The organism is Xenorhabdus siamensis, assembly GCF_037996745.1.
Classification (GTDB): domain Bacteria; phylum Pseudomonadota; class Gammaproteobacteria; order Enterobacterales; family Enterobacteriaceae; genus Xenorhabdus; species Xenorhabdus indica.
Genome location: NZ_JBBMXE010000004.1, coordinates 98,900 through 110,714 on the forward strand (window position 1 = coordinate 98,900; position 11,815 = coordinate 110,714).

The 11,815-nt window shown below is 43.4% G+C and carries 12 protein-coding genes; 8 read left to right on the plus strand and 4 right to left on the minus strand.

Translation table 11 applies throughout. From position 1 onward, the window contains the following. Positions 1-14 precede the first annotated feature (14 nt). A complete protein-coding gene (argS, locus tag AAC852_RS03620) occupies positions 15-1,757 on the minus strand; it encodes an arginine--tRNA ligase (protein ID WP_340619854.1) in 1,743 nt (580 codons plus the stop codon). Positions 1,758-2,241: 484 nt separating this feature from the next. Here argS and cutC point away from each other — a divergent pair, with 484 nt between their 5' ends. After that, positions 2,242-2,988, plus strand: a complete 747-nt coding sequence (gene cutC / locus AAC852_RS03625; RefSeq protein ID WP_340619855.1) for a copper homeostasis protein CutC — start codon at positions 2,242-2,244, stop codon at positions 2,986-2,988. A gap of 142 nt (positions 2,989-3,130) precedes the next feature. Here the strand turns inward: cutC and cmoB are convergent, their stop codons facing one another. From cmoB to AAC852_RS03640, 3 genes are all read right to left on the minus strand, one after another. Further along, on the minus strand, positions 3,131-4,102 hold the full coding sequence (cmoB, locus tag AAC852_RS03630; protein WP_340619856.1) for a tRNA 5-methoxyuridine(34)/uridine 5-oxyacetic acid(34) synthase CmoB: 972 nt from the start codon (positions 4,100-4,102) through the stop codon (positions 3,131-3,133). After that, a complete protein-coding gene (gene cmoA / locus AAC852_RS03635; protein ID WP_340619857.1) occupies positions 4,102-4,857 on the minus strand; it encodes a carboxy-S-adenosyl-L-methionine synthase CmoA in 756 nt (251 codons plus the stop codon). Before cmoA ends, cmoB begins: the two co-directional genes overlap by 1 nt. Positions 4,858-5,010: 153 nt before the next feature. Then, a complete protein-coding gene (locus tag AAC852_RS03640; RefSeq protein WP_340619858.1) occupies positions 5,011-5,409 on the minus strand; it encodes an MAPEG family protein in 399 nt (132 codons plus the stop codon). 263 nt (positions 5,410-5,672) lie between these two features. Here AAC852_RS03640 and aspS point away from each other — a divergent pair, with 263 nt between their 5' ends. The 7 genes from aspS (at position 5,673) to AAC852_RS03675 (ending at position 11,616) form a co-directional block, all read left to right on the plus strand. Continuing rightward, the gene (gene aspS, locus AAC852_RS03645; protein ID WP_340619859.1) at positions 5,673-7,442 is read left to right on the plus strand and encodes an aspartate--tRNA ligase; all 1,770 of its coding nucleotides are present in this window, start codon (positions 5,673-5,675) and stop codon (positions 7,440-7,442) included. Next, positions 7,442-7,876 carry a dihydroneopterin triphosphate diphosphatase gene (gene nudB / locus AAC852_RS03650; RefSeq protein WP_340619860.1) on the plus strand — a complete coding sequence of 145 codons (435 nt, stop codon included), beginning with the start codon at positions 7,442-7,444 and terminating at the stop codon, positions 7,874-7,876. Before aspS ends, nudB begins: the two co-directional genes overlap by 1 nt. A 91-nt stretch (positions 7,877-7,967) precedes the next feature. Continuing rightward, positions 7,968-8,711: a YebC/PmpR family DNA-binding transcriptional regulator gene (locus AAC852_RS03655; RefSeq protein ID WP_038269405.1), complete on the plus strand. Its 744-nt coding sequence runs from the start codon at positions 7,968-7,970 to the stop codon at positions 8,709-8,711. A gap of 135 nt (positions 8,712-8,846) precedes the next feature. Continuing rightward, positions 8,847-9,368, plus strand: coding sequence for a crossover junction endodeoxyribonuclease RuvC (gene ruvC / locus AAC852_RS03660; RefSeq protein WP_047682175.1), 522 nt, complete (start codon positions 8,847-8,849; stop codon positions 9,366-9,368). A 79-nt stretch (positions 9,369-9,447) separates the two neighbouring features. Beyond that, positions 9,448-10,065, plus strand: coding sequence for a Holliday junction branch migration protein RuvA (gene ruvA, locus AAC852_RS03665; RefSeq protein WP_340619861.1), 618 nt, complete (start codon positions 9,448-9,450; stop codon positions 10,063-10,065). 16 nt (positions 10,066-10,081) lie between these two features. Next, positions 10,082-11,089 carry a Holliday junction branch migration DNA helicase RuvB gene (ruvB, locus tag AAC852_RS03670; protein ID WP_340619862.1) on the plus strand — a complete coding sequence of 336 codons (1,008 nt, stop codon included), beginning with the start codon at positions 10,082-10,084 and terminating at the stop codon, positions 11,087-11,089. A gap of 143 nt (positions 11,090-11,232) precedes the next feature. Continuing rightward, positions 11,233-11,616, plus strand: a complete 384-nt coding sequence (locus AAC852_RS03675) for a YgiW/YdeI family stress tolerance OB fold protein (protein ID WP_340619863.1) — start codon at positions 11,233-11,235, stop codon at positions 11,614-11,616. Positions 11,617-11,815 lie beyond the last annotated feature (199 nt).

The window sequence follows — 11,815 nt, forward strand, 5'->3', positions numbered from 1 at the left end:
TTTTACGCCCGTTTTTATAAAGTGCGATTACATCCGTCTACGGTCTGGATACCTAAAGTATCAAGACCTTGTTTTAAGGTCTTCGCTGTCAACAGCGCCAATTTCAGGCGGCTTTGACGCAATTCTTCACTTTCAGCGTTCAGGATCGGGCAATGTTCATAGAAACCGGAGAACAAGCCTGCCAGGTCATACAGATAAGCACACATCACATGCGGTGTCCCTTCACGGGCTACAGTAGTGATAGTTTCTTCAAACTGTAACAGACGGGTAGCTAATACTTGTTCACGCTCTTCGTTCAGGACGACTGGTAATATCAGGCTGCTTTCATCGATTTCAGCGCGTTTGAAGATAGAAGAGACGCGGGTATAAGCATACTGCATATAAGGCGCGGTGTTGCCATCAAAAGCCAGCATATTATCCCAGTCAAATACATAGTCTGTGGTGCGACTCTTGGAAAGATCGGCGTATTTCACTGCGCCAATGCCTACTGCTTCGACGACTTTTTTCAGTTCATCTTCCGGCATATCCGGGTTTTTCTCACGGATAAGCACACCCGCACGTTCAATGGCTTCATCCAGTAAATCAGACAATTTCACTGTACCACCTGCACGGGTTTTGAATGGTTTTCCATCTTTACCCAGCATCATACCGAACATATGGTGTTCCAGTGACATGGAGTCAGGGATGTAGCCAGCTTTACGTACGATTGACCAAGCTTGCATCAGATGTTGATGCTGACGTGAATCAATATAGTAGAGAACCCGATCAGCATTCAGCACTTCATGGCGGTATTTGGCACAGGCAATATCTGTAGTGGTATAAAGATAACCACCATCTTTCTTTTGAATGATAACCCCCATTGGTTCACCTTCTTTATTCTTGAATTCATCAAGGTAAACCACAGTCGCTCCATCACTTTCAACAGCAATGCCACGTTGTTTCAGATCAGTAACGATCCCCGGCAGCATATTGTTATACAGGCTTTCCCCCATAACATCTTTTTCTGTCAGAGTGACATTCAGACGATTATAGGTTGCCTGATTTTGTGACATGGTTATCTCAACCAACTTACGCCACATGTTACGACAATATTCGTCACCGCCTTGCAGTTTCACTACATAGTTACGGGCACGAACGGCAAATTCTTCATCTTCATCGTAGTTTTTCTTGGCGGCGCGGTAGAACTCTTCCAGATCAGCCAATGCCATATCGCTGGCATTTTCATTCTGCACTTTTTCCAGATAAGCGATCAGCATCCCGAATTGGGTTCCCCAATCACCAAGATGGTTGGCGCGAATAACTTTATGGCCGAGGAATTCAAGAGTACGTGCGGCAGCATCACCAATGATAGTTGAGCGGATATGACCAATGTGCATCTGTTTAGCAACATTAGGAGCAGAATAATCGATAACGATAGTTTGTGGTTCTACAGGAGAAATGCCCAGTTTTTCAGCTTTCAGCGCGTTTTCTGTATTTATGGCAACCCACTCTTTATCAAGAAAAATGTTGATAAAACCGGGGCCAGCGATTTCGACTTTGCTGGCAATTCCTTGCAGATCCAGCAAATTGACGACTTTTTCTGCCAGTTGTCGGGGAGGCATACCTACTTTTTTAGCTGCCGCCATGACCCCATTTGCCTGATAGTCACCAAATTGTGCCTTTGCAGATTGACGAACGTGAGCTTCACTATCGGTTGGAGCACCAGCTTCAATCAGCGCACTACTGATTTTTTCTGAAAGAATAGCCTGTATATTCACAGTGTTACCTTAAATTACGCGCTGAAAATCACACATTTCTATAATGCAGCATTTTCAAGCGTGTGGGTTATGAGAAAATAACGGGTTTTATACCATATTCAACACCCTGCATGCTACTGCCAGCCTGTGTTGGCAGGGTTACTTTTTGTTTTTCAGCTCTCTTTCGGTGGATTCTTCGTCGAGGTAGTTGAGGTGAATGTGTTGTAGGCCTTTGCCAAGATAAATAATTTAAAATGAAACTGTCCTTAAATGAGAATGTAATCTCGATCAAGTATTATTCGCTTTCTATCAAGAAGTATTGACAGAAATGCGGAGCGCTTGGCAAAAGTGACTTTTTATTGTGTTATTTCAGTAAAAAACTCTGATCTTGTGATTTCTGACATGCCATTTTAAAAATATAGTTGTCATAGTTAATAAGTTCGGTAATGAAATATTTCGGATATATTTATGACGTGTTGGTAGATTGATATTCAAGGGGCTTTTAATGTTAAAGCTAGAAATTTGCTGTTATAGCATAAGTTGTGCTCTGGTTGCACAAGAAGCAGGGGCTGATCGAATTGAACTGAGTGCAGGCCCGTTAGAAGGGGGCTTAACACCCAGCGCAGGCGCATTACAACAGTCGTTACAATGTCTATCTATTCCTGTTCATCCCATTGTCCGGCCCAGAGGGGGAGATTTCTGTTACGATAAACTTGATTTTGAGGCCATGAAAAATGATGTTTCTCTTGTTCGTGACATGGGGTTTCCCGGTGTTTCCTTCGGTGTCTTGGACGAAGAAGGAAAGGTTGATATGTTGCGTATGAGGCAACTAATGGCATTAGCAGGGAATATGGCTGTCACTTTTCACCGTGCCTTTGATATGTGTTGTGACCCTCTCAACGCATTGGAAAGACTTACCGATCTTGGAGTAAAGCGTATCTTGACATCTGGCCAGCAAAATAGTGCTGAACTGGGTTTACATTTGTTAAAAGAGTTGTCGCAAGCGAGCCGTGGGCCAAGCATTATGCCAGGAGCGGGTGTCCGGGCCAGTAATATCAGTAAGTTTTTAGAGATTGGGGTGACGGAAGTTCATAGTTCAGCGGGCAAAATTGTATCTTCTAAAATGAATTATCGTAAGGCGGGGGTGAGCATGAGTTCCGAAAATAGTGAAATGGGGGAATATTCTCATTACAGTGTCGATCCTGAATTAGTGGAATCCATGAAGGGTGTGATGAGTTTGATCGATCGCTAGTCTGGCTATGATTGGCTTTACTAAAGTAGTCTCTAAACAATTAGTCGTATCTGAACAACTAGTAGCATCTGAGTATTGAAGGTGTGAACTGCCATAACGGGGCAATTCACACGTCAATAAGTTGTTTATCGCTTTTACAGAATTAGGGCTTGCGGGCAATGAGAATAGCACGCAGTGGCGCTGGATAACCTTCTATTGTTTTACTTTGATCTGATGGATCAAGGAAATCAGCCAAAGATTCTGTTTTCATCCATGCTGTCCGGCGTTGTTCATCGATTGTTGTAATTGCATGATCAACGATTCTGACATCAACAAAACCACATTTTTCCAGCCATGTTTTTAACATCTTAGCTGAAGGAATAAAATAAACATTTCGCATTTGCGCGTAACGCTCACCCGGAATGAGGCAGTGGTTTTCATCACCTTCGATCACCAAACTTTCCAGTACCAGTTCACCGCCAGAAACCAGTTGATTTTTTAGCTGCCACAGATGATCAAGGGGAGAGCGACGATGGTAAAGTACTCCCATAGAGAATACGGTATCGAAAGCTTTCAGCTCAGGTAATTGCTCAATACCCAGTGGAAGAAGATGCGCACGTTGGTCATTGCCCAATAGTTTTCTGACTGCTTCAAATTGGCAAAGGAAAAGTTGGGTAGGATCGATACCTACCGCTAATGCAGCGCCTTCGCCTACCATGCGCCACATGTGGTAACCGCTACCACAACCGACATCAAGTACAGTTTTGCCTTCTAAAGAAGAAATATGAGGCAGAACACGATCCCATTTCCAGTCAGAACGCCATTCGGTATTAATCTCAATGCCGTAAAATGAAAAAGGCCCTTTGCGCCATGGTATCAGAAGTTTCAGGATATTGTGGATACGCGTCTTTTCCCCTTCTGATAGATCGGGTTCATGGGTTGCAATAACCCCATTTTTCAGATCAACATGAGTGGGTTTGATAACAGGCAAATTTTCCAGAATTTTTATCCACGAACCAAACTGACCATGCAATGATGTTTGCTGCCAGTCGCTTAGTTGGGCGGGCAGGTAATTTAGCCAATGGCTCAGATGGTTTTTAGCAATTAGCTGATAAAAGTTACCGAAATCGATCATTATTCAGCTCCTTTTATAGCTAATAGTGAGCCGAAATTGAAACATTGAAACCACACTTCTGTATGCTGAAAACCAGATTTTTTCAGGCGAGTTTTGTGGGTTTCAATAGAATCTGTCCGCATGACATTTTCCAGCATACTACGTTTTTGACTGATTTCTAGTTCGCTATAACCATTGGCTCGTTTGAAGTCGTGGTGCATGTTGAATAATAACTCACCCATGTTCTGATCTTCAAAATTGAATTTTTCAGACAGTACCAAAACACCACCGGGTTTCAGCCCGGCATAGATTTTGTTTAATATTTTCTGGCGATCCTCTGGATGAAGGAACTGTAATGTGAAATTTAATACCACCATTGAGGCGTTTTGAATGTCGGTATCAAGAATATCCTGTTCGATCACCTCAACGGGAGTTTTTGCTTTGAAAGCGTCGATATGACGGCGACAGCGTTCGATCATGGCAGGTGAATTATCAATAGCGATAATGCGGCAGCCATCAGAATTGATATTGCGGCGAATGGATAAGGTTGCTGCACCGAGAGAACAACCGAGATCGTAGATCTGGCTGTCTGGAGTCACAAAGCGGCTTGCCAGCATACCAATCATAGAAATGATATTTGAGTAACCAGGAATGGAGCGTTTCACCATGTCTGGAAAGACTTCGGCAACACGTTCGTCGAAACTCCAGTCTCCTAATTTAGCGATTGGAGTAGATAACAGACTATCCCGTTGATTGTGAGGATCTTGATTTGACATAACAACATTGGTTTTAGAAACAATTAAGAATTGGCTATTCTAACAGAATGCAAGAAAAGGCAGAAAGTGCTAATCCAACAGAACCTTCTTTTAAGCAGCCAAAAAGATGCCAATTCGAATCAATAATTGGCTTCTTTATCAGTTAAATATAGGTTACGAATAAGGAGAAAATATCTGTTCCCAGGGCAAATAGTATATATTAGCCACGATCATTATTATCATTGACATAAATGTTGCCCCCATGCCCATTCGCCGCCAGCGGAGCTCACGATGGTGCAGGCCATAGTAGTGTAATAACCTGCCTGCAAGTAATAGTATGCCACAGATATGCAGCATCCATACTGCTGCGCCATTCATCTCCATTATTAATAACAAAAGTAGAGAAATAGGGATATATTCAACAGCATTACCATGAATACGAATGGCTGTCTGTAATTCGTAAAAACCACCATCACCATATGTAACCCGATACTGTGTTCTTAACTTAATCACATCAAAAGACAGTTTAATTACCAGTAATGCGCCCAATACGATATAAAGTGAGCTAATCATTTATAACTCCGTTGCCTAACCAAAAACGGCTAACTGATGATAAACCTCAAAAGTAAAACTGTCGCTATAAATCATAATACTTGATGATAAATTCTATCTGATTTATCCGATAGAAAAAATTGTCTTGGCAGGAACCGTGTTATAGCCTTATCTCTGGATAGAATTTCCAGTATAATGACCTCTTTTTTGACAATTCTTCCTAAAAGAACAATGCCAAAATTTCCGCAGCAGAATGCATAACGAGCTGAGTAAAAGGATATTGTATGCGTACTAATTATTGTGGGCAGTTGAGCCGGGCCCATGAAGGCCAAAAAGTGACTCTTTGTGGTTGGGTAAACCGTCGTCGTGATTTGGGTGGCCTGATTTTTATTGATATGCGAGATCGCGAAGGTATCGTTCAGGTATTCTTTGATCCGGATAAAAAAGACGCATTTGCTCAGGCTTCTGAACTGCGTAATGAGTTTTGTATTCAAATTACGGGGACTGTACGTGCCCGCCCTGACAGCCAAATCAATAAGGATATGGCAACAGGAGAAATTGAAGTTTTCGCTGAAAGCCTTGAAATCTTCAACCGTTCAGAACCATTGCCACTGGACAGCAATCAGAATAACAGTGAAGAACAGCGCCTGAAATATCGTTATCTTGATCTGCGTCGTCCTGAAATGTCACAACGCTTAAAAACCCGAGCAAAAATCACCAGTTTTGTTCGTCGTTTTATGGATAATGCTGGTTTTCTGGATGTGGAAACACCAATGCTGACTAAAGCAACACCGGAAGGTGCGCGGGATTATCTAGTACCAAGCCGTGTTCATAAAGGCAAATTTTATGCACTGCCTCAGTCTCCACAGTTGTTTAAACAATTACTGATGATGTCCGGTTTTGACCGTTATTATCAGATTGTAAAATGTTTCCGCGATGAAGACCTGCGTGCAGATCGTCAGCCTGAATTTACTCAGATTGACGTTGAAACCTCATTTATGACTTCTGAGCAGGTTCGTGAAATCATGGAAAGAATGATCCGTGAGCTATGGCTGGAAGTCCGTGGTGTCGATTTAGGAACGTTCCCAATCATGACGTTTGCTGAAGCTATGCGTCGCTTTGGTTCTGATAAACCGGATCTGCGTAACCCGCTGGAATTAGTTGATGTCGCTGATTTGGTCAAAGGAGTGGAATTTTCCGTTTTCGCAGAACCTGCAAATGATTCAAAAGGGCGTGTAGTAACAATTTGTGTACCGGGTGGTGCTGAACTGAGCCGTAAGCAAATTGACGAATACGGTAAGTTTGTTGGCATCTATGGTGCGAAAGGGTTGGCATGGATGAAAGTCAACAATCGTGCAGCAGGTCTGGACGGTGTTCAAAGCCCGATTGCTAAGTTTTTGTCCACAGAGGTGGTTGAGAGTTTGTTGTCCCGCACTAATGCGCGGGATGGCGATATCCTGTTCTTCGGTGCAGGTCAGAAAAATATGGTCACTGATGCAATGGGTGCACTGCGTCTGAAATTAGGCCGTGATTTGAATCTGACTGATCTGGCAAGCTGGAAACCACTTTGGGTCGTTGACTTTCCCATGTTTGAAGACGACGGGGAAGGTGGGCTGGCTGCAATGCACCATCCATTTACTTCACCACGTGATATGTCAGCCGAAGATCTGGAAAACAGACCGGAATCTGCTATTGCCAATGCTTATGATATGGTTATCAATGGTTATGAAGTGGGTGGCGGCTCTGTCCGTATCCATCGTAATGATATGCAGCAGGCGGTATTCCGTATTCTGGGTATCAACGAAGAAGAACAGCAGGAAAAATTTGGTTTCCTTCTGAATGCACTGAAATACGGTACTCCTCCTCATGCCGGGCTGGCTTTTGGTCTGGATCGCCTCGTTATGTTGTTGACGGATACTGACAATATTCGTGATGTTATCGCATTCCCGAAAACAACAGCGGCAGCATGTCTGATGACTGAAGCACCAAGCTACGCCAATCCGGCGGCATTGGAAGAGTTAGCCATTTCAGTGACTAAAAAAGAGAGCGAATAATGAATTATAAGCGCCCTGAATCTGTACTGGTTGTTATTTATGCTGCCGACAGCAAAAGGGTGCTAATGTTACAGAGGCGGGACGATCCTGATTTCTGGCAATCTGTTACTGGTAGCCTGGAAGAGGACGAAACGCCTTATCAGGCAGCATTGCGTGAAGTACAGGAAGAGATTGGTATTGATATTGCCAGGGCGGATTTTGAACTGATAGATTGTCAGCGCTGTCTTTATTATGAGATTTTTTCACATTTACGTTATCGATATGCTCCCGGTGTGATACGAAACAAAGAACATTGGTTTCTGCTGGCGTTACCTGAGGAGCGTGAAATTTTGCTGACGGAGCACTTGACTTATCAATGGCTGGTAGCGAAAGAGGCGGCTAAGTTGACTAAGTCATGGAGCAATCGGCAGGCAATTGAAGAATTTGTTATTTAGTCTATCAAGCCTGATGGATTTCAATTTGCAGTGAACAAAGCAAGCAGATTGGGATGTGCAGGGTAATAAACGTTTTATCGGAGATATTTTCATGGCAGGTCATAGTAAGTGGGCCAATACGAAACATCGTAAAGCTGCGCAGGATGCAAAACGCGGTAAAATTTTCACTAAAATTATCCGCGAGTTGGTAACCGCTGCACGTCTGGGCGGAGGTGATCCTGCTTCTAACCCACGTCTTCGTGCTGCAATCGATAAGGCACTGTCCAACAACATGACTCGTGATACGTTAAACCGCGCTATTGCCCGTGGCGTTGGTAATGATGAGTCAGATAATATGGAAACTATCATTTATGAAGGTTATGGACCGGGTGGTACTGCTGTGATGGTCGAGTGCCTGAGCGATAACCGCAACCGTACAGTTTCTGATGTTCGTCACGCATTTACCAAAACGGGGGGTAACCTGGGTACTGATGGCTCTGTTGCCTATCTGTTCACCAAAAAGGGTGTGATTTCTTACGCACCAGGTCTGGATGAAGATGCTGTAATGGAAGCGGCTTTGGAAGCAGGTGCTGATGATGTTGAAACTTATGATGATGGTGCGATCGACGTCTACACTACACCAGAGACTTTTGGTGATGTTAAAGATGCGCTGGATGCAGCAGGTTTCAAAGCGGATTCTGCTGAAGTTTCTATGATCCCATCTACCAAAGCAGAACTGGATGCGGAAACTGCGCCTAAATTGCTTCGTCTGATTGATATGCTTGAAGATTCTGACGACGTTCAAGAGGTTTACCATAATGGTGAAATCTCTGATGAAGTTGCAGCTCTGCTGTAATCAACATCAAGATTCACAGCGTAGAGAAAATGCACCTCGTGTCAGGGCATTTTCTCTAACGTTTTATTCCATGCTTTTTTGTTCCACTTTTTTTATTCCACTTTTTTACTCCATACTACAGGTGAATAAATAGATATGGCGGTTATTCTTGGTATTGACCCTGGTTCCAGAGTGACAGGGTATGGTGTTATCCGCCAGCAGGGACGACAGCTTATTTATCTTGGTAGTGGTTGCATTCGAACAAAAGTTGATGATCTTCCCAGTCGTTTGCAGCGGATCTATGCAGGTATTACCGAAATTATTACCCAATTCCAACCTGATGCTTTTGCAATAGAGCAAGTTTTTATGGCAAAAAATGCAGACTCCGCTTTGAAGCTGGGACAGGCTCGTGGTGTAGCGATTGTGGCGGCGGTTAATGAATCTATTCCTGTATTTGAGTATGCGGCGCGTCAAGTTAAACAGACGGTTGTTGGGACTGGTGCAGCAGATAAGAGCCAGGTTCAGCATATGGTACGTTCGATGCTGAAACTATCGGCTAATCCACAGGCTGATGCGGCAGATGCCTTAGCGATTGCAATTACACATTGTCATTTGAGCCAAAATTTACTCCGTGTAGGCGATCCACGGTTAAATTTGACGCGCGGGCGTCTGAAATAGCTTTGCCTGGATATACGTCCAGCTTCTTTTATGCTATAAGCTGTGTCGAATCATTTATTTTATTTTCAGGGGGTAAGTAGTGATAGGGCGTTTGAGAGGAATTGTATTGGAAAAACAGCCACCATTGGTTTTATTGGAAACGAATGGTGTAGGTTATGAAGTCCATATGCCAATGACCTGTTTCTATGAACTACCTGAAATCGGCCAAGAAGCTATTTTATTTACTCAATTTATTGTGCGTGAAGATGCTCAATTATTATATGGTTTTAATGATAAGCAAGAGCGTGCACTTTTCCGCGAACTGATTAAAGTCAATGGCGTCGGGCCGAAACTGGCGCTAGCGATCCTTTCTGGTATGTCTGCCCAACAATTCGTGACAGCTATTGAGCAGGAAGCCATTACTTCTCTGGTTAAGCTGCCGGGAGTCGGTAAAAAAACAGCAGAAAGGTTAGTGGTAGAAATGAAAGATCGCTTTAAAGGGCTTAAGGGCGATCTGTTTAACCAAAATAGTGATATTAATTTGCCAGCGGCAACTCAAGTGGCTAATTCTGATGCTGATATTGAAGCGGAAGCAGCGGCAGCATTAGTTTCATTGGGATATAAACCGCAGGAAGCCAGCCGGATGGTTAGCAAAGTTGCTAAACCGGGTACAGATTGTGAAACTCTCATCCGAGAAGCGCTTCGTGCGGCTCTGTAATTGCAGGAGTTAAGTGATGATTGAAGCTGACCGTCTGGTCTCAGCAGAAATTCTGCAAGATGATGAAGCTATTGATCGTGCTATCAGGCCCAAATTGCTGTCTGAATATGTTGGTCAACCTCATGTTTGTGAGCAGATGGAGATCTTTATTCAGGCTGCGCGGCAACGGGGGGACGCGCTGGATCATCTGCTGATTTTCGGTCCGCCTGGATTAGGTAAAACTACGTTGGCAAATATTGTTGCCAACGAAATGGGGGTAAATCTCCGCACAACTTCAGGGCCGGTATTAGAAAAAGCAGGGGATCTCGCCGCCATGCTAACAAACCTTGAACCTCATGATGTTCTGTTTATTGATGAAATCCATCGGTTGTCTCCGGTTGTAGAAGAAATTCTCTATCCGGCAATGGAAGATTATCAACTGGATATCATGATTGGGGAAGGTCCGGCCGCCCGTTCAATCAAAATTGATCTACCTCCGTTTACTTTAGTCGGAGCAACAACCCGTGCAGGATCTTTGACTTCTCCCTTGCGTGATCGGTTTGGTATTGTACAACGCCTTGAATTTTATAATGTGGATGACTTACAAAGCATCGTTTCCCGTAGTGCCCGTTATATAGGGTTGAGTATTTCAGATGACGGAGCAAGACAAATTGCGATGCGCTCCCGTGGAACGCCCCGTATTACAAACCGCTTGCTGCGCCGGGTGCGTGATTTTGCTCAGGTAAAAGGTGATGGTTCCGTTAACGGTGACATTGCTGCGAAGGCCCTTGATATGCTGAATGTGGATTCAGCGGGCTTTGATTACCTCGACCGTAAACTACTGGTTGCCATTATTGATAAATTTATGGGTGGGCCGGTTGGCTTGGATAACCTTGCGGCAGCAATTGGTGAAGAGCGGGAAACTATAGAGGATGTTTTGGAGCCTTTCTTGATCCAGCAAGGATTCATTCAGCGCACACCACGAGGCCGTATTGCAACCAATCATGCCTATCGACACTTTGGTTTAAGTAAAGAAAGCGAGTAAAAACTACTTGAAAAATAACTAACGTATATGCAAAAATCGTGCTATTGTGACGAAGTTAACAGTAATGTCAGATGATTTTTTGACTTCTTAAGCCTCGCTGATTGCGGGGTTTTTTATTTGCACACACAATCAAAGAGAAACACATGAAAAAAACACTGAGCGTTATTATTTTCAGCATCTTTTCTTTTAATGCTTTAGCACAGCAGGGGGGGTTCGTTTCCCCGGATAGCACTGGTTATTCTCAAGGAGGATTTAAAGGCCCGACTTTCGGCCTGACCAGCGTTGCGAAAGCAAAGTCCCTTCATGATGACTCATGGGTTGTTCTGGAAGGTAATATTGTTAAACAGGTTGGCCACGAACTCTATGAATTCAGGGATAACAGTGGCTCTGTTTACGTTGACATTGATGACAAAATCTGGCTAGGTCAGACGGTCACTCCGACCGATAAAGTTCATATCGAAGGTGAAGTGGACAAAGACTGGAACAGTATTGAGATTGATGCCAAAGTTATTCACGTTGTGAAATAACACAGGTGTTTTAAATACAGCCCCGCATTCGCGGGGCTTTTTACTTGCATGGCAGAAAGGATAAACCACGTCAATATTTGCCATTTGAATATCCTCTTAAATAGGAGAATGATACATCAATCAGTAAATTGATATTATTACCTATTTGCGAGATTTTTTGTTTTTGAAATAAAAGAAAACCTTATTATGATAATTTTCA